Below are 25,415 nucleotides of genomic sequence, written 5' to 3'. Positions count from 1 at the left end.
ATGTCCCTCGTCGAATCCCCCGAGCGCCCGGCGGCCACCGCCGCGCCGCTCCGCAAAGCTCCCGCGCTGCGCCGCAAGCACACCCGGCAGCGGCTGCGGACGCTCGGTTTCCTCTCTCCCTGGCTGGTCGGTTTCAGCGTCTTCTTCGGCTATCCGCTCATCGCCACGGTCTATTTCTCGTTCATGCACTACAACCAGATCCAGGAGCCGTCGTTCGTCGGGCTGCGGAACTGGACATACGTCTTCACGCAGATGCCGCTGTTCGGTCCGGCGCTGTGGAACACACTGTGGCTGGTCGTGGTGATGGTCGCGCTGCGGGTGGTCTTCGGTCTAGGCATCGGGCTGCTCGTCACGAAGATCAAATCGGGTGTCGGGCTCTTCCGTACGGCGTTCTACCTGCCGTACCTCGCTCCGCCGGTCGCGGCGACGGTCGCCTTCGTCTTCCTGCTCAACCCCGGCACCGGCCCGGTCAACGGGCTGCTGGAGGCCGTCGGCATCCCGGCGCCCGGCTGGTTCAACGACGCGGCCTGGGCGAAGCCGTCGCTGGTCCTGCTCTCCCTGTGGGGCATCGGCGACCTGATGGTGATCTTCATGGCGGCGCTGCTGGACGTCCCGAAGGAGCAGTACGAGGCCGCCGAGCTGGACGGGGCCGGCGCCTGGGCCAAGTTCCGGTACGTGACCTGGCCGTCGATCACGCCGATCGTGATGTTCGCGGTGGTCACCGGTGTCGTGCAGACCATGCAGTACTACACGCAGGCGCTGGTCGCCGGGAAGCTGGCCTCCGGGGTGAACATCGGCCCCGGCTCGGTCATCCAGCCCGGCTACCCGGAGCACTCCACCCTCACCGTGCCGCAGCTCGTCTACTCGCTCGGCTTCCAGAGCTTCAACACGGGCGCCGCGTGCGTGCTCTCGCTCGTGCTCTTCGTGATCGCGATGGCCGTCACCACCCTGCTGATGCGCAAGCGCGCCGGCCTGCTCCCGGCGGAGGACTGAACCGACATGACCACGACGACCCTGAGGGCGGGCAGCGCCCCCGCCCGTACCGGCTCCGCCGACCGGGGGCCCGCCGCGGCCCGCGCCCGCCGCAAGCGGCTGCTGCACTGGATAGCCGTGCACGCCGTCGCGATCGCCGCGGCGCTGTTCTTCGTCCTGCCGTTCGTGTTCGTCTTCCTGACCTCCGTCATGAGCGACGACCAGGCGATGAGCGGCGAACTGTGGCCGCACGAGTGGAACTGGTCCAACTACGCGACGGTCTTCAGCACACCGGGCTTCCTGGACTGGTGGAAGAATTCGCTGATGTACGCGGGCCTGGGCACGCTGTTCACGGTCTGCTCGGCGATTCCGGTGGCCTACGCGCTCGCCAAGTTCCGTTTCCGCGGGCGGCGTACGGCGATGGTCCTGGTGATCTCGACGATGATGCTGCCGCCGCAGGTCATCGTGATCCCGATGTATCTGGTGTGGGCGCAGCAGCTGCACCTGTCCGGTTCACTGTGGCCGCTGCTGATCCCGATGGCGTTCGGTGACGCGTACTCCATCTTCCTGCTGCGGCAGTTCCTGCTGACGATTCCGCAGGAGTATCTGGAGTCGGCGAAGGTGGACGGCTGCGGTGAGGTCCGTACGCTGCTGCGCATCGTCGTGCCGATGGCGAAACCGGGGATCTCGGCCGTCGCCCTGTTCCAGTTCTTCTACTGCTGGAACGACTATTTCGGACCGCAGATCTACGCCGCACAGAATCCCGCCGCCTGGACGTTGAGTTACGGACTCGAATCGTTCAAGAGCGCGCACAGCGTCAACTGGAACCTGACCATGGCCGCGACCCTGCTCGTCATGGCTCCCGTCATCATCGTCTTCTTCTTCGCCCAGAAGGCTTTTGTCGAAGGCGTCACGCTCACCGGAGTGAAGGGCTGATCGATTCATGCTGTCGTCCGCCGGGGGAACGCCCCCGCACCCCCGTCTCAAGATCGCTGTGGTCGGTGGAGGATCGACCTACACCCCCGAACTCATCGACGGGTTCGCCCGGCTGCGGGACGCGCTGCCGCTGGCGGAACTGGTCCTGATCGACCCGGCCGCCGACCGGCTGGACCTGGTCGGCGGCCTGGCCAGGCGGATCTTCGCCCGCCAGGGACACCCGGGCCGGATCTCGTGGACGTCCGACGTCGACGCCGGTGTGGACGGCGCCGACGCGGTCCTGCTCCAGCTGCGCGTGGGCGGCCAGGCCGCCCGCAACCAGGACGAGACCTGGCCGCTGGAGTGCGGCTGCGTCGGGCAGGAGACCACCGGCGCGGGCGGCCTGGCCAAGGCGCTGCGCACCGTCCCGGTCGTCCTGGACATCGCGGAGCGCATCCGCCGCCGTAACCCCGACGCGTGGATCGTGGACTTCACCAACCCCGTCGGCATCGTCACCCGGGCCCTGCTGTCGCACGGCCACAAGGCCGTCGGCCTGTGCAACGTGGCCATCGGCTTCCAGCGGAAGTTCGCGCGGCTGCTGGGCATCGCGCCGGAGCGGGTCGAGCTGGAGCACGTCGGGCTGAACCACCTGACGTGGGAGCGGTCGGTGAAGGTGGACGGCGAGGACGTGCTGCCCCGGCTGATCGCCGAGCACGGCGCGGCCATCGCCGAGGACCTGCACATGCCGCGTTCCCTCGTGGACCGGCTCGGCGTCGTGCCGTCGTACTACCTGCGCTACTACTACCAGCACGACGAGGTCGTGGAGGAGCTGCGCAGCAAGCCGTCGCGCGCGGCGGAGGTCGCGGCCATCGAGAAGCAGCTGCTGGACATGTACGGCGACCCGTCGCTGGACGAGAAGCCGGAGCTCCTGGGCAAACGCGGCGGCGCGTTCTACTCGGAGGCGGCCGTGGCCCTGACCTCCGCGCTGCTCGGTGACACCGGGGACGTGCAGATCGTCAACACGTTCAACAACGGCACGCTGCCGTTCCTGCCCGACGACGCGGTGATCGAGGTACCGGCGACGGTGGACGCGGCCGGGGCGGAGCCGCTGCCCGTACGGCCGCTGGAACCCCTGTACTCCGGGCTGATCGCCAACGTCACGGCGTACGAGCACCTCGCGCTGGAAGCGGCTCTCAAGGGCGGCCGGGACCGGATCTTCGAGGCGCTGCTCGCCCACCCGCTCATCGGCCAGATCGCGTACGCGGACCGGCTGACCGACGAACTGATCGCGCACAACCGGGAGCACCTCACGTGGCTCTGAGCGAAGCCGAGGGGGGCGGGGCGGTGTCCGGGGAGGCGCTCACGTCGCCTTTTGCCGACCCGGGCGCCGACGCTCCGGCGCGGGCCGCCGATACTCCGGCGCGCGACGCCGACGGCCTGGCGCTCGCCGTCGACGCGGGCAACAGCAAGACCGACGTGGCGCTGGTCGGCACGGACGGCACGGTGCTGGCGACGGCCCGCGGCGGCGGCTTCCAGCCGCCGGTGGTCGGCGTGGCGCGGGCCGTCGGCGACCTGGCCGTCCTGGTGGACGCGGTACGGCACCGGGCCGGCGTGACCGGCCCGGTGGGCCAGGTGTCGGCCTACCTGGCCAACGCCGATCTCCCCGCCGAGGAGACCGAACTGGCCGCGGAGATCACCTCGTACGGCTGGGCGCGTACGGTCACGGTCGGCAACGACACCTTCGCGCTGCTGCGCGCCGGGCTCCCGGACCGCGTCGAACCCGTCGGCGTCGCCGTGGTGTGCGGCGCCGGCATCAACTGCGTGGGACTGGGGCACGGCGGCCGCACCGCACGGTTCCCGTCCATCGGGCGGATCTCCGGCGACTGGGGCGGCGGCGGGCACTTGGCCGAAGAGGCCCTGTGGTGGGCCGCGCGCGCCGACGACGGCCGCGGCGAACCGAGCGCGCTCGCCCGCGAGGTGCCCGCCTACTTCGGGCTGGCCACCATGCCGGAACTGATCGAGGCACTGCACCTGGGCCGCATTCCGCGCGAGCGCCGCTACGGGCTGACGCCGCTGCTGTTCGCGGTGGCCGCGTCCGGCGACGCTGTCGCGCAGGCCCTGGTGACGCGGCAGGCGGAGGAGGTCGCGCTGCTGGCGTCGGTCGCGCTGGGCCGGCTGGGCCTGCTGGACGAGCGGACGCCGGTGGTCCTGGGCGGCGGCGTCCTGGCCGCCCGGCATCCCCTTCTGCACGACCAGGTGACCCAACTCCTCGCGGAACGCGCCCCGAAGGCGGAGCCCCGAGTGGTGACGGCACCACCGGTCCTGGGGGCCGCCCTGCACGCGCTGGACCGGGCGGGGGCGGGGGCGGAAGCGTACGGGCGGGTGCGGGGGGAGTTCGTCTGAGGGGTGCGCTGTCGGGTTCGGACGAGGGGTGCGCCGACGGATTCGGCTGAGGGGCGCCTGCCGGCTCGGAGGGGTGCGCTACCGACCGTTCGTACGCGGGGGCCGTACGCCGGGGGCTCGTACGCGGGAGGCCGTACGCCGGGGCCTCGCACAGCAAAGGCTCGTACGCCGAAAACCCGTACAGGCGTGCTCATTTCGGGAACCGCGCCCGGCGGCCCGCGCGTGGTGGAGGACGAGGACGGGGGAAACGCCCACCGGACGGGAGGATTCGGAGGGGCCTGATCCGCACATGATCCAGGCATTGACGGTGTGGTTGTCAGTCCCTGCGGCCATACTGACTGCTGGCCGTGCATCTGTTCCCGTGCGCCCGTCGCGCGGGGCCGGGGCCGCCGTCCGCGACCAGGGGGAGGTTCCGTGTCCAACCCGCAGACCGGCACTGCGCCGCCGACGTCGCCGTCCGGCCGCCCCACCGGCTCCGCCGTCCCCTCCGTGGGTACGGGCTCCGGCCTCGGCGGCGCGTTCCGGGGCGGCGCGGGCCCCGCCCAGGCCGCCCGGCGGCGTACCGCCTGGGCCGACGGGGTGGACCAACTGCGGGCCACGGCCACGACCGAGCCCGGACGGCTGCGGATCATCGGCGCCGTACTGGCCTTCCTCGTCCTGGCGTTCGGCGCCGCCACGGCCTGGCAGGTCGCCGACCGGTCCGCCGCCGCGCGCGACGTCGTGGAACGCAGCCAGCCGCTGACCGCGGACGCCGCGGACATCTACCGCTCGCTCGCCGACGCCGACACCACCGCCGCCGCCGGTTTCCTGGCGGGCGGCAAGGAGACCCAGGCCACCCGCGACCGGTACGAGAACGACATCGCGACGGCCGCCCGGCTGCTGGCCAAGGCGTCGTCCAACACCAGCGGTTCGGACGCCGCGGCCCGCCAGATAGGGAAGCTCAACAGCCTCCTCCCCCGGTACACGGGCCTGGTCGAGACGGCCCGCACCAACAACCGGCAGGGCCTCCCCCTCGGCGGCGCCTACCTCCGCTACGCCAACGCGCAGATGCGCGACGAACTCCTCCCGGCGGCGCGCGGTCTGTACACGACCGAGACGGCGCGTCTGGGCGAGGACTACGACGCCGCGAAGGCGTGGCCCTGGCTCGCGCTCACCACCGGCGTACTGGCGCTCGGTGCCCTCACCTGGGCTCAGCGCCGCAACTACCTCCGGACGAACCGCGTGTTCAACCGCGGTCTGCTGGCCGCCACGACCGCCTCGGCCGTCGTGCTGCTGTGGCTGGTGGCCGGGCACTCCGTGGCCCGCTCGGGCCTGAACACGTCCTACGAGAGCGGCGCCAGGTCGCTGAAGGTCCTCAACGAGGCCCGCATCGACGCCCTTCAGGCCCGCGGCGACGAGAACCTCACCCTGGTCGCGCGCGGCGCCGTGGTGACCGAGGACCAGCAGGACTTCTACGAGGCCGGCTACCGCACCGGCATGCGGGACCTGGCGGGTCCCGGCCGGTCCGGCGCCGCCGCGGCGGACAGCAGGCTGGGCACGGCCCTGACGCTCGCGGACGACGACACGGGCCGGCGCCCCGTCCGGGAAGCCGTCGAGACCGTACGGCAGTGGCAGGCGCGCCACGCCGAGGCCCGTACCGCGGACGACCAGGGGGACTACGACCGGGCGCTGGCCAAGGTGATCGGCGGCGAGGCGGCGACCGGCCAGTCCTTCGACCGGGTGGACAGCCGGCTCGCCCAGGCCCTGGCCCATGAGCAGCAGCAGTTCCGGCGGGCCGCCGACGACGGGCGCGGAGCGCTGGACGGGCTGGTGGCCGGTGCCGTGGTGCTGGCCGTCCTGGGGGCGACGGGCGCGGTGCTGGGCATCGGGCGCAGGCTTTCGGAGTACCGGTGATGGGGCCTGGTGATGGGGACATGACGAAGCGCGCGAGGGGGCTGCGGAACCTGCGGGCCGCGCTGGCCCCGGTGACGGCGGGCGTGTGCGTGATGGCGGCGGCGGCCGCCGTCCTCGTCCCGGTGCTCGGCGGTGACACCCCGGCGCCCCGCCCCCTGCCGCACGGGACGAGTACCGCGCACGCCGACGCCACGGCCGCGGACTGCACCCCGGACAACGCCGCCGCGAGCCTGCGGCCCTCCCCGGACGACGGCCCCGCGGTGGACCGGATCAAAGCCCGGGGCCGGCTGATCGTCGGCGTCGACCAGAACACCTACCGCTGGGGTTACCGCAACCCGGCCACCGGCGACCTGGAGGGCTTCGACATCGACCTGGTGCGGGCGATCGCCGAGGACATCCTCGGTCCCGACCCGAAGATCACGTTCCGGGCGATCCCCACCAACCAGCGCATCCCCGCCCTCCAGGAGCGCACCGTCGACCTGGTCGTGCGGACCATGACCATCAACTGCGCCCGCAAACGCCAGGTCGCCTTCTCGACCGCGTACTTCCAGGGCGGACAGCAGGTCCTCGCGCCGAAGAACTCCTCGATCACCGCCTTCGACGACTCGCTGAAGGGCAAACGGGTCTGTACGGCGGCCGGTTCCACGGGCGAGGCCCGGCTCGCCGAGGAGCGGCACGGCGCCCGGGTCGTGACCGTACCGAACCAGCTCGACTGCCTGGTGCGCCTGCAGCTCGGCGAGGCCGACGCGGTGGTGACCGACAACGCGCTGGCCGCCGCGCAGGCCGCGCAGGACCCGACGGTGCAGCTGAAGGGAAAGCCGTTCACCGACGAGCCGTACGGGGTCGCGGTCAACCGCGCCGACGCCGACCTGGTGCGGCGGGTCAACAAGGTGCTGGAGGACTACCGCGACGGCGGCAGCGAAAGCCGGTGGATGGCCGCCTACAAGAAGTGGCTGCAGGCGGACCTGCCCGGCATAACGAAGGCGCCCGAGCCCCAGTACAGCGACTGATCCGTGCGGGGGACGGGCGCCGCGGCGCACATTGAGGACGGGCGGCCCGGGGCCGGGCGGCACGGCCGGGCCGGGCATGCGGCGGGCCGGTGGCACACCGCGGACCGGCGTCCGCCCGCCGGCCGCGTCACCATGGAAGGAGCACCGCGGGCGCGGGGCCGGATGGAGGGGAGGCAGCGGGGGCCTGCGGCAGGACCGCATACGGCTGGACCGTACGCGGTTGCCCGCAGGCGGCAGGGCCGAACGGAAGCGCCCGCTCCGTACCGGGGTGTACGCAACCGCCGTACGCGACCGCCGCATCGGCTGGACACACCGCGACCGCCGCAACCACCGCGACGACCGTCACGACTGTCACGGCCGCCGCGCACCGCACGCACTTTGGAGAGGTGATCGATGGGGGCCCCTGGACCCTTCCCCGGCTCTCCGGGGAAGTCCCAAGATCCGGTGCTGAGCCGGGAGGAGGTGGACCGCGCCCTGGGCCGGCTCGCTGCCGAGTACGAGGCGATCGAGACCTCGCTGCTCGCCCTGCAGGACCACGCGGGCCGCAGGCTCCTGGAGGGCGCCGAACTCACCGGCCTCACCAAAGAGCGCTGGGCCGCCACCGAACAGTCCATCACCGTCCTGTGGACGCTCTTCGACGCGTACACCGAAACGCTCACCACCGCCCGCGAACTGCGCGCCCGGCGCCGCTGGCCGTCCCCCGACGACCTCGCCGAACTGACCGAACTGCTGCGCGGCACCCGCGTCACCGTCTCCGGCGCGGCCGCGGGCAGCGGCGCACCGCAGGCCGGCGGCGGACCGGCCCGGCTGAGCGAACAGTTCAGCCTGGAGGAACTGGTCGAGCGGATGAACGGCCTGTACGCGTCGGCGCTGGACGTGATCGTCTCCGCCGACTCCGTATGGTCCGCGCTGCCCGCCCGGATAGACCTGCTCGCCGCCGAGCTGCGCCGCACCCTGTCCCTGGCGCGGTCCGTCGGCGTACGCCCCGGGGAGCACCCGGCCGGCGACGACCTGGAGCGCATCACGTACGAACTGACGCAACTGCGCGCCCAGGTGGTGTCCGACCCGCTGGCCTACTGGGTCCCGGACGCCGACCGCAGCGCCGCGCCCGGCGGCGGCCGCCCGGACACCGCCCGCTACGACCGCGCGGCGCTCGCCCTGGAGGACGCCCGGCGGGAGATCGAAGCGGTCCTGGACGTACGGCAGGACGCCGAGCGGCGGCTGATGCGGCTGCGCGACGTGCTCTCCCGCGCGGACCGGACGCTCACCGAGGCCCGGCAGGCCCGCGGCGAGGTGCTCGCGAAGATCGCCGCGTCCGAGGTGCCCGCCGTCAGCGGTCCGCCCACGGCGCTGCACGAACAGCTGTCCACCGCCGCCGAGTACCGCCGGCACGCCCAGTGGCACCGCCTCTCCCCCCTGCTCGACAGCCTCGAACAGCGCGCCGAGGACGAACTCCACCGCGCCCGCGAATCGTTGACAGCGGTCACCGCCCCGCTGGCCGTACGGGCCGAACTCCGCGGCCGCCTGGACGCGTACAAGGCGAAGGCCGCACGGCACGGCCTGGCCGAGGACCCGCTCCTGATCGAGCGCTACGACGCCGCGCGGCGGATGCTGTGGAGCGCCCCGTGCGACCTGCGGGTGGCCGAACAGGCGGTACTGCGCTACCAGCGGACGGTGGCCGAGGCGCTGCAGCCGCCGGGACCGGACCGCGGACCGGTGGACGGACCACAGGGGGAAACATGAGCGAGAGCGAGGAGCGGCCCGGCGGCGTCGCGTGCCAGCGGCGCGAGTGCCCGGGCACGTACGAGGACGTGGGCGGCGGCGAACGGTACTGCGACACCTGCGGCCTGGCGCCGGTGGTGTCACCGGAGGGGATGGTCGGCTCGCCCCCCACGGGGGTCACGGCGGGGCGACGGGGGGCGGCTGGGGCTGTGGGGTATGGCAGTTCGGGGGGCTCTGGTGGTTCCGGTGGGGCTGGTGGGGACGGTGGGGCTGGTGGGGTCGGTGGAGCTGGTGGGGTCGGTGGTTCCACCGGGGTCGGGGCGGCGGAGGGGCGCGGCTCCAGGTCCGGCTCCAGGTCCAGGTCCAGGTCCGGCTCCGGGTCCAGGTCCAGCTCCGGTTCCGGTTCCGGCTCCGGCTCCGGCGGTTCCGGCCCCGGCGGTTCCGGCCCCGGCGGTTCCGGCTCCGGCTCCGGTTCCGAGACGTCCGCCGGCGGGCGTACGTCCGCGTCCGCTTCCGCTCGCGCCTCCGCCCGTTCCTCGACCTCGCGGCGCTCCGTCTCCGGCCGCCTCTCCCGCGCCCTCCCGGGCGCCTCGACGCGCTCGATGTCCGTGTCGGTACGCAGCGCGGGCCGCAGCGCCGGTACCGGGTCCGGGCCGTCCCGCGGGCGGCTGGGCGCCGGGCTGGTGACGGTGCCGGAAGTACCGCGTCCGGACCCGCGTACGGCCGTCCTGGAGAACCCGGAGGTCCCCGAGCGGAAGCGGTTCTGCAGCCGCGGCGACTGCGGCGCCCCGGTGGGCCGGGCCCGTGGCGGCCGTCCGGGCCGTACGGAAGGTTTCTGCACCAAGTGCGGCCACCCGTACAGCTTCGTGCCCAAACTGCGCCCCGGTGACGTGGTGCACGGCAGCTACGAGGTCGTCGGCTGTCTGGCACACGGCGGCCTGGGCTGGATCTACCTGGCGATCGACCGCGCGGTCTCCGATCGATGGGTGGTGCTCAAGGGCCTGCTGGACACCGGCGACGAGGAAGCCCTCGCGGTGGCCGCGTCCGAACGCCGCTTCCTCGCCGAGATCGAGCACTCCAACATCGTCCGCATCTACAACTTCGTCGAGCACCTGGACCGTACGACCGGCAGCCTGGACGGCTACATCGTCATGGAGTACGTCGGCGGCAAGTCCCTCAAGGACATCGCCAACGAGCGGCGTACGGCGCGCGGACGCCGCGACCCGCTGCCGGTCGAACAGGCCTGCGCGTACGGCATCGAGGCCCTGGAGGCGCTCGGCCACCTGCACAGCCGCAACCTCCTGTACTGCGACTTCAAGGTGGACAACGCGATCCAGCAGAACGACCAGCTCAAGCTGATCGACATGGGCGCGGTCCGCCGGATGGACGACGACGAGAGCGCGATCTACGGCACGATCGGCTACCAGGCGCCCGAGGTCGCCGCCGCGGGCCCGTCCGTCGCCTCCGACCTCTACACGGTCGCCCGCACCCTCGCCGTGCTCACCTTCGACTTCCAGGGCTACACGAACGTCTTCGTGGACTCGCTGCCCGACCCCGACAACATCGAGGTCTTCCGTACGTACGAGTCCTTCTACCGGCTGCTGGTACGGGCGACCGACCCCGACCCGGCGCGGCGGTTCTCGTCGGCGGCGGAGATGGCCGAGCAGTTGACCGGGGTGCTGCGGGAGGTCATGGCGCTCCGGACGGGCGAGCAGCGGCCCGCGCTGTCCACGCTGTTCGGGCCGGAGCTGCGTGTCGTGGACACGGACGTGGTGGCGCGCGCGGAGGGGGACACGTCGCTGCTCGGTGCGCGTGCGGTTCCGGAGGGACGAAAGGGGTGGGCGGGGCGGAAGGGGAAAGTGGTGGTCGGTCCGGCCAGCGGGATCGGGGCACCTGGGGGTGTGGGGGTGAGAGCAGGTGTCCGTGCGGGTGAAGGCGGTGGTGCGGCGTCCGGCAGCTCCGCGCAGCCGGCCGGTGCCTCTCAGGCCGCTGTAGCCGCGCAGGCCGCTGTAGCCGCGCAGGCCGCTGTTCCCGCGCAGGTCGCGTACGAAGTCACGTCGGCCACCGGGCCGCGGACGATGAGCGGCGGCGCAGGATCGGTGGCCGGACCGGTGGCCGGGCCCGCCGTCACCACGTCCGCCGCCGGAAGCACCACCGGAAGCACCACCGGAAGCACCTCCGGGGTGGCGGCCGTGACGCCCGGCGGTGTGCGCGGCGCGCCCGCTCTCCGTCCGCTCGACACCGGCCTCGCCGTACTCGCCCTGCCCGTACCGCGCGTCGACCCCGCCGACCCGAACGCGGGTTTCCTGGCCGGTTTGCTGGCCGCCGCCCCCGCCGAGTTGCTCGGCGCCCTGCGCGCGGCCCCCGCCGACACCATGGAAACCCGGCTCCGCAGGCTGCGGGCCCAGCTGGAGCTGAGGGACGGCGCGGCGGCCCTGCGCGAGTTGCGCTCCGTCGAGACGGAGCCCGACCAGGGCTGGGACGAGGACTGGCGGGTGGTCTGGTACCGCGGTCTGGTGGCGCTGACGAACGACGACCGCGAGACGGCGGCCCTGTCGTTCGACGCGATGTACGACGCCTTCCCCGGCGAGCCGGCGCCGAAGCTGGCACTCGCCGTCTGCGCCGAGGTGCTGGGGCAGCTGGACAACGCGGCGGAGTACTACCGGCTGGTGTGGGCCACCGACCACAGTTACGTCAGCGCGGCGTTCGGGCTGGCCCGGGTACGGCTGGCGGCCGGTGACCGGGCCGGAGCCGTGGCCGCCCTGGAATCCGTACCGGAGTCCTCCATTCACTACACTGCGGCGCGCATCGCGGCCGTCCGGGCCCGGCTGCGGCAACGTCCGGCTCACGACGCACTCCTGGAGGATCTGCGGTCGGCGGCCGGGCAGGTCGAGCGGCTGGCGGACTCCGGGCTGGACGCGGAGCGCCGCGAACAACTGACGACCGAAGTGCTGGGCTGTGCCCTCGACTGGGTACTCTCCGGTAGCCGCGGTGCCGAGCAGCAGGGGCGTACATTGCCGTCCGGGGCCCCCGGCCCCGGTTCCGGCGGCGCCGCCGCCCGGCCCGGTCTGCTCGGCAGCGCACTGGACGAACGCGGCCTGCGGTTCGGCCTGGAGCGGTCGTTCAGACTGCTCGCCCGGCTGGCGCAGCGCGGCGAGGAAAGGATCGAGCTGGTGGAACGGGCCAACCGCTTCCGCCCCAGGACGTGGGTGTGACATGGGTGTGACAGGGCCGTTCCGGTGTGCGAGCTGCAGCGAGCCGCTCGAACCGGGGGACAACTACTGCGGATTCTGCGGCGCCGACGTCGTGGCACCCGACGGGCCGGGCGGGTCCGGTGACCGCCCCACGGTCCCGCTGGGCGGCACGGCAGATCCCGCGTCCGGGACGGGGTCCGCCCCGCCGGGGCCCGTCGCCCTGCCCGCGTCGTTCTTGATGCCGGGGGCGGGAGGGGCGGTGGTGGGGCAAGAGGGGCCGGGGGTGCCCGGGACGCCAGGTGGGCCGGGGGCTCCGGGGGCTCCGGGGGCTCCGGGGGCTCCGGGGGCTCCGGGGCAGGTTCCGGGGCAGGTTCCGGCGTCGCCGGCCGTGCCGCCCTCGTCGTCCGTACCGCCGTCGGCGCCGTCCGTCTCGGCGCCGTCCGTCTCGCCGCCGGCAGCCGTCCCGCCACCGGTGGCCGCACCGGTCCCGGCCCCGTCGTACGGCGGACCGGCCCCGTCGTACAGCACGGAAGCCCGGCACGACAGCGGCTCCGCGTACGCGTCGGGCGCCACCCACGCGAACGGATCGGCGCAGGCCCCCCACGGTCCGCGCACTCCACACCCCCCGCGCATCCCGAGCACCCCACACCCCCCGCACATCCCGAACACCTCACACTCCCCGCACGCCCCCGTACCTCCGCCGGCCTCGCCGGGCTACGGGCCAGGAGGGCAGCAGGCCCACGCGCCGGCCGGGGTCGGCGTGCAAGTCCACGCACAGGGCGACGCTCAGTCCCGGGCGCCCCATGCGGAGGCGAGCGTTCCGCCGTCGGCCGGTAGTCCGTACGAGGGTCATGCGCACCGGGCCGCCGCCTCCCACGGTGGCGCGCCGGACCCCCGTATCGCCGGTTACGATCTCGCCGCCGAGGCAGCGGACCGCTCCGCGGACGCAAACGGCTCCGGCCCGGGAACCGGCCCGGCAGGCCCGACCGACCCGGCAGGCCCGCCCCACCCGCAGGCCCCCGCCGGACCGGCAGAACCACCAGCCCACCCCCCCACCTCTCCCACCTCTCCCACCTCTCCCACCTCTCCCGCAACTCCCACTCATCCCGCCACTCCCACCCCCTCCTCCCCCGAACACCAAACCCCCGCCCAAGGCACCCGTATCTGCGCGCTCTGCCACGCGGGTACGGTCGCCGGCGACGGTTACTGCGAGAACTGCGGTCACGCCCAGCCGCGCGAACGCGATCACATGGAGCGGGAACTGCCGGGCGTGGCGGCGGTCACCGACCGGGGCCACCGCCACCACCGCAACGAGGACTTCTTCGCGGTCGCCGAAGGAGCGCTGCCGGACGGCTCGCCCGCCGTACTCGCCATCGTCTGCGACGGCGTCTCCTCCGCCTCGCGGCCCGACGACGCGTCCGCCGCCGCGTCCGGGGTCGCCGCGCGGTCGCTGCTGGCCGCCCTGCCCGGCGGTACGCACCCGCAGCGGGCCATGCACGACGCGATCCTCGCCGCCGCCAAGTCCGTCAACGCCCTGGCCGCCGCGCCCAACCAGGCCCAGCAGCACGACCCCTACCGCCAGCAGAACGCTCCCGCCTGCACCTTCGTCGGCGCGGTGGTCGGCGGCGGGCTGCTCGTCATCGGCTGGGTCGGCGACAGCCGCGCGTACTGGGTCCCCGACGACCGCAGCGCGCCCGCCGTCCGCCTCACCGAGGACGACTCCTGGGCGGCGCAGATGGTCGCCAACAACCTGATGTCGGAGGCGGAGGCGTACGCGGACGACCGGGCGCACGCCATCACGGGCTGGCTCGGCGCCGACGCGTACGAACTCGAACCGCACACCGCTTCCTTCAAGCCCGACGGACCGGGTGTAGTGGTGGTGTGCACCGACGGGCTGTGGAACTACGCCGAGGCCGCGGAGCAACTGGCCGCGGTGCTGCCGGGGGACGCGCACGACCGGCCGCTGCACAGCGCACGGACCCTGGTCGCCCACGCCCTCGCCGGCGGGGGCCACGACAACGTAACAGTGGCGGTGGTGCCGTTCCCGGCGCCACCGGGACGGGCAGGATCGGCCTGAGCGTCCACCCGGGGCGCGCCGCCCGCCCTCGTCGGCCACGGTGGCCGGAAGCCGTGCTGCTTCCGGCCCCGCCCGGCTGACCCGTACCAGCAGCCGACCACCGCACCACCGGAACCGTCCGGACCGTAGTCACCAGCAGGAGCAAGGCGCCAACGGGGGGATGATCACGGGGACTTCCGCCCGCCCATGTGTCTCTTCACCGCCGCGACGACTGCGCTGCGGAGTCTCACGGCGGCACAAAGGAGCGGAACAGATGGCCAATTTCTTCAAGTCCGGCGTGCCGCGGTTCGCCGCCGAGGTGTACCAGAACGCGTACCTGCCCGAGGGCGGGCGCGAGGTGAACGCCATCGTCACCGTCACCGCCACCGGGGGCGGCACCAGCGGCGGGCTGCCGCTCTTCGCGGCCGGCACGGACCCCGCCGGAACCGGAACCGGAACCGGGACAGGGGCCAGGGTCGGAACCGGGACCGGCGCCGGAACCGCCCGCGGCCGCAGCGGCGTGCCGCACGCGGCCGTCGTGATCATGGTGGACTGCTCCGGCTCGATGGACTACCCGCCCACCAAGATGCGCAACGCGCGCGACGCGACGGCCGCCGCGATCGACACCGTACGGGACGGCGTCGCCTTCGCCGTGGTGGCCGGTACGCACCAGGCCGCCGAGGTCTACCCGGGCGGCGGGCGGCTCGCCACCGCCGGTCCGACGACCCGCGCGCAGGCCAAGGAGGCGCTGCGCAAGCTGAGCGCCGGCGGTGGCACCGCCATCGGCACCTGGCTGCGGCTGGCCGACCGGCTGCTGGCCGACGCGGACGTCGCCGTCCGGCACGGCATCCTGCTCACCGACGGCCGCAACGAGCACGAGTCGCCCCAGGAACTGCGCGCCACCCTGGACGCCTGCGCCGGCCGCTTCACCTGCGACGCCCGCGGCGTCGGTACGGACTGGGAGGTCAAGGAGGTCACCGGCGTCGCCTCGGCGCTGCTCGGCACGGCCGACATCGTCGCCGACCCGGCCGGGCTGGCCGCCGACTTCACCCGGATGATGGAGGCCGCGATGGGCAAGGAGGTGGCGGACGTCACCCTGCGGCTGTGGACCCCGCAGGGCGCGCAGGTCGCCTTCGTGAAGCAGGTGGCGCCGGCCGTCGAGGACCTGACCGGCCGCCGTACCGAATCCGGCCCGCGGACCGGCGACTATCCGACAGGTTCCTGGGGCGACGAGTCCCGCGACTACCACGTGTGCGTACGTGTCCGGGCCGCCGAGGTGGGCCAGGAGATGCTGGCCGCGCGGATCTCGCTCGTCCTTCCCGCACCCGACGGCGGCACGCGGACCCTGGCCCAGGGGCTCGTACGCGCGGTCTGGACGGACGACATGACCGCTTCGACCAGTATCAACCCCCACGTCGCCCACTACACGGGACAGGCCGAACTGGCCCAGGTCATCCAGCAGGGACTGGATGCCCGCAAGTCGGGCGATGCGGACGGCGCCACGGCGAAGCTGGGCCGGGCCGTGCAACTGGCGAGCGCGTCCGGGAACGAGGACACTGCGAAACTGCTTGCGAAGGTGGTGGACGTCGTCGATGCGGCGACCGGTACTGTGCGACTGAAGGCGAAGGTCACAGAGGCGGACGAGATGACGCTCGAAACGCGCTCGACCAAGACAGTTCGCGTCAAGAAATAACAAACTAGACGTACTACCGAACACAATCGGTACTGAGGGGGAAGATCCGACATGCCGACCTGCCCGAACGGCCATCAGTCGGTGGCCGAAGACTGGTGCGAGGTGTGCGGCCACCGGATGGCGGGCGCTGTTCCCCCGCCGCCCTCCCTGCCCGCGGGATTCCTCAACACCCCTCCGGCCGGCCAGCCGACTCCGCCGCCGCCCGCCCCGCAGGGCGGCCCGGGTCCCCAGGGCGGCCCCGGAGCCCCCGGTGACACCGGCACTCCCGGCACTCCCGGCGCTTCCCAGGGCGGGCAGGGCTTCCCCGGCCAGACCCCGCCGCCTCAGCAGCCCCTTTCGCCTCAGCAGACCCCGCCGCCGCACCAGGCCACTTCACCGCAGCAGACCCCGCCACCGCACCAGGCCCCGGCCCACCAGCCCCCGCTTCAGCAGGCTCCGCCCGCTCAGGCCCCGCCCGCGCCCGCACCGCAGGGCCCGATGGGCCAGGGCCCCGGCCCGGCTCCCGCCCCCGGCCCGCACGGCAGCCAGAGCTCCCACGGCGGTCAGGGCGGTCAGGGCAACCCTGGCTCCCAAGGCGGCTACGGCTTCCCGCCCCCGGTCCAGGCACCGACCCCGGCAACCCCTCCTCCCGGCCCGAACACCCCCGGCCCCCCTCCCCAGCAAGGCTTCGGCCCCGGCCAGCAGCCTCAGCCGGGCGGCCAGCCAGGTGGTCAGCCGGGCGGCCAGCCGGAACTGTGCCCCCAGTGCCGTACGCCACGCGAGGCGATGGCCCCGTTCTGCGAGGAGTGCCGCTACAACTTCCTGACGCACTCGGCCACCTCGTACGCCCCGCCGCCCCCCGCCCCGCAGGGCGGCCCGGGCTCCCAGGGCGGCTACGGCTTCCCGCCGCCGCACCAGGGCCCGCCCACTCCGCCGCAGCAGTACGAGTACCAGGGCTCCCGCCCGTCGCAGATCAACCGCCCCGCCGAACCGCTCTCCCCGGACCAGTCCGGCCAGTTCGGCTCGCCCGAGCAGCCCGCCCCCTTCGGCGGGCCCGGCCAGTCGGGCCAGTTCGGTTCGCCGGACCAGCCCGCCCCGTTCGGCGCCCCCGCACCCACCGGCCAGCCGGGCCCTCAGGGAGCCCCCACCGGCCAGCCCGGCCCGACGCGCCCGCCCCGGGCAGCCGACGACGACTGGCCGCTGCCTCCCCCCAACTCCCAGTCCTCTCCCCAGTCCCCGCCCCCGCCGCCCGCGCAGCCGGGCCCGCAGGGCAGCCCGGACCACGGCCAAGGCAGCCAGGGCAGCCAGGGCGGCCAGAGCAGTCAGGGCGGCGGCTACGGCTTCCCGCCCCCGCACCAGGGCCCGTACGAGCCCCAGCAGCCTCCGCAGCAACAGCCGTCGCAGGCCCCCTACGACCCGCAGGCCGCCCAACAGGCGCCGCCGCAGGCCCCGTTCGAACCGCAGCAGCAGCCCGGCCCCTTCGGCCGGCCGCCGCAGCAGCCGGACGCGCACCAGCAACCGCAGCCCGACCAGCAGTGGAACCAGCCCGCACCGGGGCCCGCCGCCCCGCCCGGGCCGCCGCCGGTCGTCGGTGACGGCTGGGTCGTGGCGATCGCCCCCGACCGCGAGTACTTCATGGCGATGATGGGCCGCAGCGGCCCGGAGGCGGCCGGCCTGAACCTGCCCGCCTACTCCCCCGAGCAGCAGGTCCCGCTCACCGGCACCCAGATCGCCATCGGCCGCCGCCGGCACAGCACGGGCGAGTCCCCGGACATCGACCTGGGCCGCCCCCCGGAGGACCCGGGCGTCTCGCACCAGCACGCTCTCCTGGTCCAGCAGCCCGACGGCAGCTGGGCCGTGGTCGACCAGAACTCCACCAACGGCACCACCGTCAACCTCGCCGAAGACCCGATCCAGCCCTACGTACCGACCCCCCTCCATGAGGGCGACCGCATCCACGTGGGCGCCTGGACCACCATCACCGTCCGCCGGGCCTGACGCGCGACGGCCCCCACAGGCGGCCCCGGAGAGCGGCAGGAAGCGCCGGCCACAGTGCACCCACTGTGGCCGGCGCTTCCTGCTGTCGGACACCGTTCTCGCGAGACACGGGGCGGCGTCCCCGCTAGCTCCCGGGCAGCGCCCACCGGTGCGGGCCCTCCGGGGAATCGAGCCACGCGTACTGACAGGCGCCGTGCACGGTGACGCCGAAGCGTTCACGGTGGGGGCGGTTCTGTCGGCGCCAGAGGGTGTGGGCTTCGTCGGGTGTGAGGGTGTTGGCGGTGAGGGCGCGGAGGAATTGGAAGCGGTCGTCGCGCAGGGCTTCGCGGGGAAGGTGGTGGCGCAGACTTCGCTGGTGTCCGTCGGATTCGGCGGGTGGGCCGGGCTGCTCGGGGGCTTCCGGGCGGGGCGGCTGCGCGGTGGGGGCGGGGCCGGTTCGCAGGGGGACAAAGTAGGCGGGGGTGGGCAGGAAGCGGCCCTCCGCCCGTACGGCCTCGGGGTCCGTCACGCGGAGCGCGATCAGGCCGGTCGCCAGCGGGGCCAGGATCAGGGCTCCGGGGGCGGACTGTGCGATCCAGGCCGACGGGACGGCGGGCAGGGCGCAGGTGGCGATGATCCGGTCGTACGGTGCGCGTTCCGGGCAGCCCCGGGCGCCGTCGCCGGTCACCACGGTGGGACGGTGCCCCGCGGCGGCCAGCCGGTCGCGCGCCGGGCCGGTGATCTCCTCGTCCAGGTCGACGGTGGTCACGTGCCCCGCGCCCAGCCGGTGGGAGAGCAGGGCGGCGTTGTAGCCGGTGCCCGTACCGATCTCCAGGACGCGGCAGCCGGTGTCCGGGGGCTGCCCCCCGGTCTCCTTGGCCTCCTTGGCCTCCTTCGCCTCCTTGGCCTCCTTCGCCTCCTCTGCCTCCTCGACGTGCAGTTCTTCCAGCATCATCGCCATCAGCGACGGCTGGCTGCTGGTGGACACCAGTTCGCCGTCCCGCATGTACGTCGCCAGCGCCCCGTCGGTGTAGACACCTTCCAGCCAACGTTCCCGCCGCTCGGGGTCGGGGTCGGAGCCCGAGAGCCGTTGGTAGCCGCGGGGTGTGGCCACGAAGTAGTACGGGACGAAGAGGTGCCGCGGGACCTCTTGGAAGGCGGCCCGCCAGCGCGGGTCTCCGAGGTGGCCATCCGCTCTGATCTGCCGGACCAGCTCGGCGCGGGCCGCGGCCGTCGGCTCGTGGTCCGGCTCCGGACCGGACGGTGTACCGCTCATGTCTCCACTGTCCTACGTCGCGGGTCCTCGGCCGAGCAGCCCGGCACCGCCGAGTCGTCTGACACCATGGACGGGTGAACAAGATTCCGCGCGGCACGCTTCAGGAACAGACTTTTTACGAGCAGGTCGGTGGCGAGCCGACGTTCCGCCGCCTGGTGCACCGTTTCTACCAGGGGGTGGCCGAGGACCCGCTGCTGCGGCCGATGTACCCGGAGGAGGACCTGGGACCGGCCGAGGAGCGGCTTGCGCTCTTCCTCATGCAGTACTGGGGCGGGCCCCGTACGTACAGCGACGGCCGTGGCCACCCGCGGCTGCGGATGCGGCACGCGCCCTTCACCGTGGACCGCGCCGCCCACGACGCCTGGCTCAAGCACATGCGGGACGCGGTGGACTCCCTGGAGCTGTCCCCCGAGCACGAGACGCAGCTGTGGAACTACATGACGTATGCGGCGGCGTCGATGATCAATACGGCCGAGTGAGGCCGTAGCGGCTCAGGCCGGCGCGGGTAGGGCGTCGGGGCCGGGCGTGGGGCCGGGCACAGGGCGGGCCCCGCCGCCCCGACGTTCGCCCGCCCGCTCGGTCCCTGCTCAGTCGGTCCCTGTCCGCCCCGCGCTGACGTGGCCTCCCGGCGGACGCCTCAGGCGGGTGTCACCGAGAGCGCCGACGGCCCGCTCGTGCGGACCGCGACCGATCCGTACGGCGTCCGCAGCCGCAGCCAGCCGCCCGCGGCCAGCAGGGTCAGCGTCGGCGGTTCCGCCAATGCGGCGCCGGATCCCGCAGAGCCGGTGCCGGAAACGGAACCGTGGCCACCGCTCGCGGGCCCGTAGACGCCGGCCTGTGCTTCGGCCCGTACAGGGCGCAGAAAGCCCAGGGACTGCGCGGCGTGCGCGGCGCGCAGCGGCAGGTGGGTGTCGCCCAGGGTGCGGGACCAGATCTCGCGGCCGATGCGGTCGCGCTCGGCGCGCGTACGGCGTTCCGGTGGCAGTGCCTCGTCCCGGGCGCGGAACTCGGCGACGGCGAGTGCGACGGTCCTGCCCAGCGCCTGCGGTGCGGGCAGCCCCGGGACCTGCTGCCAGCCGCCGCGCGGCGGCAGGACGCCGGCCCACGGCGGGCCGGTGACGGCGGCGGGCAGCGTCAGGCTGTCCGTCGACTCGTCGATGCCTTCGAGCAGGTCTCCGGCGGAGACGGTGCGGTCGAGGCCGGCGGCGGGAGCGGCTCCCGTTCCGGTGTGCGGGCCGTGGGCCGCGGTCGCCGGCTGCGGGCCGGGGGACGCGGCCGGTGCCAGGCGCGCCGTACGGATCGCCAGTACCTCGAACGACGGCGGGCGTCCGAACACGGCGAGCACCCCGCCGCCCGCCTGCAACCGCACCGCGGCGGCACGGTCGTAGTGGATCAGCCGGGCCAGGAAGGCGGCGAGATCCGCCGCCTCCCCGGCATCGGCCAGGCGCAACGCCGTCATGCGGCGACGGCCCCCTCCTGCTGCTGGGCGCCGTCCGCGCCGTCCGCGTCGTCCGCGCCGTCCATGTACTCCTTGAGGAAGGACTTCTCCTCGGCGGTGATACGGCGGGGCCGCTCCGCGCCGAAGTCGTACGGGACGACGACGGTCGAGGCACGGACGTACACCGTCTCCTCGTCCTTGATCTCATAGGCGATCGTCATCGACGCGGCGCCTATCTTCGTCACCCAGGACTCCACGGTCACCGGCGTGTGCCGGTGCACCAGCGGCCGTACGTAGTCGATCTCGTGGCGGGCCACGACGGACCCGCCGGAGAAGGACGTGCTGCCCTCGCCCGGCGCCAGCCGCCACATGAAGTCGATCCGCGCCTCTTCCAGGTAGCGGATGAACACCGCGTTGTTGACATGGCCGAAAGCATCCATGTCGGACCAGCGCAGCGGGCAGGAGTACAGGTGTCGCACGCGGCTCAGCCCCGGGTGAGCTTCTTGTACGTGGCGCGGTGCGGACGGGCCGCGTCCGGGCCCAGCCGCTCGACCTTGTTCTTCTCGTACGACTCGAAGTTGCCCTCGAACCAGAACCACTTGGACTCGCCCTCGTACGCCAGGATGTGCGTGGCGACGCGGTCCAGGAACCAGCGGTCGTGGGAGACGACCACGGCACAGCCGGGGAACTCCAGCAGCGCGTTCTCCAGCGAGGACAGGGTCTCGACGTCGAGGTCGTTGGTCGGCTCGTCGAGGAGCAGCAGGTTGCCGCCCTGCTTGAGGGTGAGCGCCAGGTTCAGGCGGTTGCGCTCACCGCCGGAGAGCACCCCGGCCGGCTTCTGCTGGTCCGGGCCCTTGAAGCCGAACGCCGACACATAGGCGCGGGACGGCATTTCGACCTGGCCGACGTTGATGTAGTCCAGCTCGTCGGAGACGACGGCCCACAGCGTCTTCTTGGGGTCGATGTTGGCGCGGTTCTGGTCGACGTAGGAGATCTTGACCGTGTCGCCGACCTTGATGCTGCCGGAGTCCGGCTCCTCCAGGCCCTGGATCATCTTGAACAGGGTGGTCTTGCCGGCGCCGTTCGGGCCGATGACGCCGACGATGCCGTTGCGCGGGAGGGTGAACGACAGGTCGTCGATGAGGACCTTGTCGCCGAACGCCTTGTTGAGGTGCTCGACCTCGACGACGATGTTGCCCAGACGCGGGCCCGGCGGGATCTGGATCTCCTCGAAGTCCAGCTTCCGGGTCTTCTCCGCCTCGGCCGCCATCTCCTCGTAACGGGTCAGACGGGACTTGGACTTGGCCTGGCGGCCCTTGGCGTTGGAGCGGACCCACTCCAGCTCTTCCTTCAGACGCTTCGCGCGCTTGGCGTCCTTCTGGCCCTCGACCTTCAGGCGGGTCTGCTTCTTGTCGAGGTAGGTGGAGTAGTTGCCCTCGTACGGGTGCGCACGGCCGCGGTCGAGCTCCAGGATCCACTCGGCGACGTTGTCGAGGAAGTACCGGTCGTGGGTGACGGCGACGACGGTGCCGGCGTACTTGGCGAGGTGCTGCTCCAGCCACTGCACGGACTCGGCGTCCAGGTGGTTGGTGGGCTCGTCGAGGAGCAGCAGGTCGGGCGCCTCCAGGAGGAGCTTGCACAGCGCGACGCGGCGCTTCTCACCACCGGAGAGGTTGGTGACCGGCCAGTCGCCGGGCGGGCAGCCCAGCGCGTCCATGGCCTGCTCCAGCTGGGTGTCCAGGTCCCACGCGTTGGCGTGGTCCAGGTCCTCCTGGAGCTTGCCCATCTCCTCCATCAGCGCGTCGGAGTAGTCGGTCGCCATCAGCTCGGCGACCTCGTTGAAGCGCTTGAGCTTGTCCATGATCTCGCGGGCGCCGTCCTGGACGTTCTCCAGGACCGTCTTGGACTCGTCCAGCGGCGGCTCCTGGAGGAGCATCCCGACGGAGAAGCCCGGGGAGAGGAACGCGTCGCCGTTCGACGGCTGCTCAAGACCGGCCATGATCTTCAGCACCGTCGACTTGCCGGCGCCGTTGGGGCCCACGACACCGATCTTCGCGCCCGGCAGGAAGTTCAGCGTCACGTCGTCAAGGATGACCTTGTCGCCGTGCGCCTTACGCGCCTTGCGCATCGTGTAGATGTACTCAGCCAAGAGAAACCGTCCGGCAGTCTGGATCTGTCATGGTCAATGCGGCTCCGCCGCGTGGGCCGATGAGCGGCTCCGCCGCGCGAGGGCAGATACACCCCATCTTGCCGTACGGCCAGCCCGCGATGGAAACGAGTACCCCAGAAGGCCGTGACCTGGGCCGCCGCCCCGCCGGTCAGGGCCCGGGGTGGTGACCACTGGTTGCCACTGGTGACCAGCGGCGACCGTCTGACGGCCCACAGACGGCCCGACGCCGACGTGGAGAGGGCCAGGTCAGCCCGCCGTTGCCCTGCGGCAGAGCGGCCAGCGAAGAGGGCGCCCTCCTCCGTCTCCACGCGTTGGGGCATGGGACCCTGGGAAGGGTCACAACATGTCGCCGGCGAAGGGAACGTCACGTGCCGCAGGCCACGCCGCGAGGTACGTACTTGCAGATCGCTGCGTCACTACGCCAAAAGATCGATAGGGGCAAGATCACTGAGGCGCTGCCATCTGAGGCCGACCTCATGCGCACATACGGCGTAGGACGGACTACCGTCGGTCGCGCACTTAACGCGCTGAAAAGCGAAGGTCTGATCGAATCCGTTCAGGGTGCCGGCTGGTTCGTGGCAGGGACAGGTGACCGCCGCCCCTTGGCCGAACGCATGACTGACCTTCTTCGCACCAAGGAAGCCGTACCTGGCTCCCCCTTCCCTTCCGAGAAAGAGCTGTGCGACCAGTTCAGGATGTCCCGCACCGCCGTCCGGGCTGCTGTCGCACAACTGGAGGGAGCGGGACTTATCGAGAAAGGACCGGGGCGCGGACGGATTGTGCGCGCCCTCCCCGACGCCCAGGAGGCGCCGTAGCCTTGAACAGCATGGACCCCACAGAGCGGGCGTACAGCCTCGCCGAAGCGCTGCTAGCCGACTCCCTCCCCCGACGCTGGCGACACTCCCTCGGAGTAGCCGAGCGAGCACGCTCTCTCCGGCCCATCCTCGGAGAGGACTCTTCCTTGATGGAGTCTGCGGCCGTATTGCATGACATCGGCTATTCGCCCCAAGTCGCTTCCACCGGGTTTCACCCCCTGGACGGTGCTCGCTACCTGCGAGACCACACGGGAATGGATGAGCGAGTGATCCGCTTGGTTGCGCATCACTCCTGCGCCCTCCTTGAGGCCGAGGAAAGAGGACTGCGCCAGGACTTGGCGCGCGAGTTCGAGAAGGAGAACTCCGCGCTCGTGGATGCCATGATCTTTTGCGACATGACAACCACCCCTGACGGCAGTCCAACCACCTCCGAGAACCGAGTGGCCGAAATCGTCGGACGGTACGGACCGGACACGATCGTCGGCCGCTTCATCCAACGCGCCGCACCTCAGATCCATGCCGCTGTCCAACGCGTCAGCGAGCGAATTAGCGCGGTTCAGGAAACCTATCAGCCTATGTAGGGCGCCTTACGTGATGCATCTAGCCCGTGAGAGATACGAAGTCGCATCGACGGGTGAATGTCTAGCTTTTCGAGGTCCGTTGGCGAGACCCAACGGACCTCTTTAGATTCCGTGCTGGTCCGAAGACGCCCGCCAACTGGCCGGGCATGGAAACAGATGGAAAATTGCTGACGAACTTCACCGTCGTCGTACTTCATAACGTGCCGGGGGTCGGTGTAGGTGCCTACAATACCTTCTACGACCACCATGATTCCGGTCTCTTCTTCGACTTCCCGCACGACCGTTTGCGAGATGTCTTCGCCTACCTCGTGACCACCACCAGGCAGGGCCCACAGATCGTTATCAGTCTTGTGGATAAGTAGGAGGTTCCCGCTCCCGTCCCTGACCACGGCGGTCACGGACGGGACGACCGAGTTAGCTTTCGGCGCGGCAGGGTCGCGGTAGTAGTCGACTCGACTCATTTGTAGGCACCTTCACAATCAGTGGGTGACGCGATCCTGCGGGCACCGTCCCAGACACGTTCCAGGCTTTCCGCGTACGTATCGAAGATCTCGCCACCAGGGACGCGTTGAATGTGCAGCACGGGCGCCATGTAGGCACCCACACCATAAACGTGCCCGTTCGCCAACATCTCGTCATCGGATCGATAAATCGAGTTGTAGAGCGTCGTGGCATGGACCCTGAACTCCACTCCTTGGAGTTGAAATAAGGGACCATAATTCAGTAGCGCATTGCGCACCTTCCCCGCCATCGCCAGTCCGATACCTTCATCTTGACCCCGCACGGCGACGGCTTCACTGGCCGGATCGCCAAGCATGAAGCGAACTGGCACACCAGCGGCCGACTTTTCGCGCACTAGGCGGTGAAATCGAGGGTCCTCCGTAAGCCAAAACCCGGAGTACACCAGCACGTCGAAGTGCGTCGTCGCGCCGGCGTACAGCTTCAGCCATGCGTCTTGAGGGACGACGTTTCGGTGAGGGTAGAGCTTCACCAGTTCTGAGTCGCTGGACGCTGTGACCTCTTCGGAAGTTCGTTCGTCCGGCCACAGATACGAGACCTCGCGGTGGAGCATTGAGGCCACGGCGTACTGAAACCGCCGATACGGCTTGCGTTTGGGATCGGAAATCCAGCGCTCAACGGTCTTCGGCGAGACCCCCAGACGCTCTGCCACCTGCTCCAACTTGAGGCCGGCCGCCGTGATCGCCCCACGAAGCCTCTCGTTCGCCATGCGACTACTCCCGTCTGGGACGTCCTGGGACGACTTCGACCCTAGCGAGTTGCGGGCAAGTCGTACATGCACGGGGTCCAACGTCCTCCGCTT

20 protein-coding genes are annotated in these 25,415 nt (G+C 72.0%); 14 read left to right on the top strand and 6 right to left on the bottom strand.

Features of this window, described 5'->3' with window-relative positions; translation table 11 throughout:
- The 11 genes from OEIGOIKO_RS27475 (at window position 1) to OEIGOIKO_RS27425 (ending at window position 17,835) form a co-directional block, all read left to right on the top strand.
- Window positions 1-993 (top strand): carbohydrate ABC transporter permease, encoded by a 993-nt coding sequence (locus OEIGOIKO_RS27475; protein WP_125056238.1) that lies wholly within the window; start codon window positions 1-3, stop codon window positions 991-993.
- 6 nt (window positions 994-999) lie between these two features.
- On the top strand, window positions 1,000-1,908 hold the full coding sequence (locus OEIGOIKO_RS27470; RefSeq protein WP_125056237.1) for a carbohydrate ABC transporter permease: 909 nt from the start codon (window positions 1,000-1,002) through the stop codon (window positions 1,906-1,908).
- A 7-nt stretch (window positions 1,909-1,915) separates the two neighbouring features.
- Window positions 1,916-3,208, top strand: coding sequence for a 6-phospho-beta-glucosidase (locus tag OEIGOIKO_RS27465; RefSeq protein WP_125056236.1), 1,293 nt, complete (start codon window positions 1,916-1,918; stop codon window positions 3,206-3,208).
- Window positions 3,209-3,324: 116 nt separating this feature from the next.
- Window positions 3,325-4,290 (top strand): N-acetylglucosamine kinase, encoded by a 966-nt coding sequence (locus OEIGOIKO_RS27460; protein WP_125059020.1) that lies wholly within the window; start codon window positions 3,325-3,327, stop codon window positions 4,288-4,290.
- 414 nt (window positions 4,291-4,704) lie between these two features.
- Complete coding sequence (locus tag OEIGOIKO_RS27455) at window positions 4,705-6,183, top strand: hypothetical protein (protein ID WP_125056235.1); 1,479 nt, start codon at window positions 4,705-4,707, stop codon at window positions 6,181-6,183.
- Window positions 6,184-6,203: 20 nt separating this feature from the next.
- Window positions 6,204-7,193 (top strand): glutamate ABC transporter substrate-binding protein, encoded by a 990-nt coding sequence (locus OEIGOIKO_RS27450; protein WP_125056234.1) that lies wholly within the window; start codon window positions 6,204-6,206, stop codon window positions 7,191-7,193.
- Window positions 7,194-7,586: 393 nt separating this feature from the next.
- Window positions 7,587-8,936: a coiled-coil domain-containing protein gene (locus tag OEIGOIKO_RS27445; protein WP_125056233.1), complete on the top strand. Its 1,350-nt coding sequence runs from the start codon at window positions 7,587-7,589 to the stop codon at window positions 8,934-8,936.
- The gene (locus OEIGOIKO_RS27440; RefSeq protein ID WP_125056232.1) at window positions 8,933-12,130 is read left to right on the top strand and encodes a serine/threonine-protein kinase; all 3,198 of its coding nucleotides are present in this window, start codon (window positions 8,933-8,935) and stop codon (window positions 12,128-12,130) included. Before OEIGOIKO_RS27445 ends, OEIGOIKO_RS27440 begins: the two co-directional genes overlap by 4 nt.
- A gap of 637 nt (window positions 12,131-12,767) precedes the next feature.
- Window positions 12,768-14,186: a protein phosphatase 2C domain-containing protein gene (locus OEIGOIKO_RS44070; protein ID WP_413790155.1), complete on the top strand. Its 1,419-nt coding sequence runs from the start codon at window positions 12,768-12,770 to the stop codon at window positions 14,184-14,186.
- Between the two features lie 253 nt (window positions 14,187-14,439).
- Window positions 14,440-15,858 (top strand): vWA domain-containing protein, encoded by a 1,419-nt coding sequence (locus OEIGOIKO_RS27430; RefSeq protein WP_125056230.1) that lies wholly within the window; start codon window positions 14,440-14,442, stop codon window positions 15,856-15,858.
- A 765-nt stretch (window positions 15,859-16,623) separates the two neighbouring features.
- On the top strand, window positions 16,624-17,835 hold the full coding sequence (locus OEIGOIKO_RS27425; protein ID WP_413790154.1) for an FHA domain-containing protein: 1,212 nt from the start codon (window positions 16,624-16,626) through the stop codon (window positions 17,833-17,835).
- A gap of 124 nt (window positions 17,836-17,959) precedes the next feature.
- Here the strand turns inward: OEIGOIKO_RS27425 and OEIGOIKO_RS27420 are convergent, their stop codons facing one another.
- Window positions 17,960-19,090, bottom strand: coding sequence for a methyltransferase domain-containing protein (locus OEIGOIKO_RS27420; protein WP_125056228.1), 1,131 nt, complete (start codon window positions 19,088-19,090; stop codon window positions 17,960-17,962).
- Window positions 19,091-19,164: 74 nt separating this feature from the next.
- On the opposite strand from OEIGOIKO_RS27420, the gene OEIGOIKO_RS27415 reads away from it, so the two are divergent.
- Window positions 19,165-19,569 (top strand): globin, encoded by a 405-nt coding sequence (locus tag OEIGOIKO_RS27415; protein WP_030018984.1) that lies wholly within the window; start codon window positions 19,165-19,167, stop codon window positions 19,567-19,569.
- 158 nt (window positions 19,570-19,727) lie between these two features.
- Here OEIGOIKO_RS27415 and OEIGOIKO_RS27410 read toward each other — a convergent pair whose 3' ends face one another.
- Genes OEIGOIKO_RS27410 through ettA form a run of 3 tightly spaced genes read right to left on the bottom strand, consistent with a single transcriptional unit; the run spans window position 19,728 to window position 22,677 of the window.
- Window positions 19,728-20,549, bottom strand: coding sequence for a hypothetical protein (locus OEIGOIKO_RS27410; RefSeq protein ID WP_125056227.1), 822 nt, complete (start codon window positions 20,547-20,549; stop codon window positions 19,728-19,730).
- Window positions 20,546-21,007, bottom strand: a complete 462-nt coding sequence (locus OEIGOIKO_RS27405) for an acyl-CoA thioesterase (protein WP_246177561.1) — start codon at window positions 21,005-21,007, stop codon at window positions 20,546-20,548. The genes OEIGOIKO_RS27410 and OEIGOIKO_RS27405 overlap by 4 nt, the downstream gene beginning before the upstream one ends.
- Before the next feature lie 5 nt (window positions 21,008-21,012).
- Complete coding sequence (ettA, locus tag OEIGOIKO_RS27400; RefSeq protein WP_125056226.1) at window positions 21,013-22,677, bottom strand: energy-dependent translational throttle protein EttA; 1,665 nt, start codon at window positions 22,675-22,677, stop codon at window positions 21,013-21,015.
- A 389-nt stretch (window positions 22,678-23,066) separates the two neighbouring features.
- Between ettA and OEIGOIKO_RS27395 the strand changes: the two genes are divergently transcribed.
- Both OEIGOIKO_RS27395 and OEIGOIKO_RS27390 read left to right on the top strand, forming a co-directional pair.
- Window positions 23,067-23,513 (top strand): GntR family transcriptional regulator, encoded by a 447-nt coding sequence (locus OEIGOIKO_RS27395; protein WP_125056225.1) that lies wholly within the window; start codon window positions 23,067-23,069, stop codon window positions 23,511-23,513.
- An 11-nt stretch (window positions 23,514-23,524) separates the two neighbouring features.
- Window positions 23,525-24,094: an HD domain-containing protein gene (locus OEIGOIKO_RS27390; protein ID WP_125059016.1), complete on the top strand. Its 570-nt coding sequence runs from the start codon at window positions 23,525-23,527 to the stop codon at window positions 24,092-24,094.
- Here OEIGOIKO_RS27390 and OEIGOIKO_RS27385 read toward each other — a convergent pair.
- Window positions 24,082-24,555 (bottom strand): NUDIX hydrolase, encoded by a 474-nt coding sequence (locus OEIGOIKO_RS27385; protein WP_125056224.1) that lies wholly within the window; start codon window positions 24,553-24,555, stop codon window positions 24,082-24,084. The two genes, OEIGOIKO_RS27390 and OEIGOIKO_RS27385, sit on opposite strands and share 13 nt — an antisense overlap.
- Complete coding sequence (locus OEIGOIKO_RS27380) at window positions 24,552-25,322, bottom strand: helix-turn-helix domain-containing protein (RefSeq protein WP_125056223.1); 771 nt, start codon at window positions 25,320-25,322, stop codon at window positions 24,552-24,554. Before OEIGOIKO_RS27380 ends, OEIGOIKO_RS27385 begins: the two co-directional genes overlap by 4 nt.
- Window positions 25,323-25,415 lie beyond the last annotated feature (93 nt).

Origin of the sequence: Streptomyces paromomycinus (genome assembly GCF_003865155.1) — a bacterium.
GTDB lineage: Bacteria > Actinomycetota > Actinomycetes > Streptomycetales > Streptomycetaceae > Streptomyces > Streptomyces chrestomyceticus.
This window is presented reverse-complemented; position numbering and strand designations above follow the sequence as displayed.

Bases quoted from the DNA above. Each gene is read 5' to 3' on its own strand.
- OEIGOIKO_RS27475 (WP_125056238.1), top strand. From the start codon at position 1: ATGTCCCTCGTCGAATCCCCCGAGCGCCCGGCGGCCACCGCCGCGCCG.
- OEIGOIKO_RS27470 (WP_125056237.1), top strand. From the start codon at position 1,000: ATGACCACGACGACCCTGAGGGCGGGCAGCGCCCCCGCCCGTACCGGC.
- OEIGOIKO_RS27465 (WP_125056236.1), top strand. From the start codon at position 1,916: ATGCTGTCGTCCGCCGGGGGAACGCCCCCGCACCCCCGTCTCAAGATC.
- OEIGOIKO_RS27450 (WP_125056234.1), top strand. From the start codon at position 6,204: ATGACGAAGCGCGCGAGGGGGCTGCGGAACCTGCGGGCCGCGCTGGCC.
- OEIGOIKO_RS27445 (WP_125056233.1), top strand. From the start codon at position 7,587: ATGGGGGCCCCTGGACCCTTCCCCGGCTCTCCGGGGAAGTCCCAAGAT.
- OEIGOIKO_RS27440 (WP_125056232.1), top strand. From the start codon at position 8,933: ATGAGCGAGAGCGAGGAGCGGCCCGGCGGCGTCGCGTGCCAGCGGCGC.
- OEIGOIKO_RS27430 (WP_125056230.1), top strand. From the start codon at position 14,440: ATGGCCAATTTCTTCAAGTCCGGCGTGCCGCGGTTCGCCGCCGAGGTG.
- OEIGOIKO_RS27425 (WP_413790154.1), top strand. From the start codon at position 16,624: ATGGCCCCGTTCTGCGAGGAGTGCCGCTACAACTTCCTGACGCACTCG.
- OEIGOIKO_RS27420 (WP_125056228.1), bottom strand. From the start codon at position 19,090: ATGAGCGGTACACCGTCCGGTCCGGAGCCGGACCACGAGCCGACGGCC.
- OEIGOIKO_RS27410 (WP_125056227.1), bottom strand. From the start codon at position 20,549: ATGACGGCGTTGCGCCTGGCCGATGCCGGGGAGGCGGCGGATCTCGCC.
- OEIGOIKO_RS27390 (WP_125059016.1), top strand. From the start codon at position 23,525: ATGGACCCCACAGAGCGGGCGTACAGCCTCGCCGAAGCGCTGCTAGCC.
- OEIGOIKO_RS27385 (WP_125056224.1), bottom strand. From the start codon at position 24,555: ATGAGTCGAGTCGACTACTACCGCGACCCTGCCGCGCCGAAAGCTAAC.
- OEIGOIKO_RS27380 (WP_125056223.1), bottom strand. From the start codon at position 25,322: ATGGCGAACGAGAGGCTTCGTGGGGCGATCACGGCGGCCGGCCTCAAG.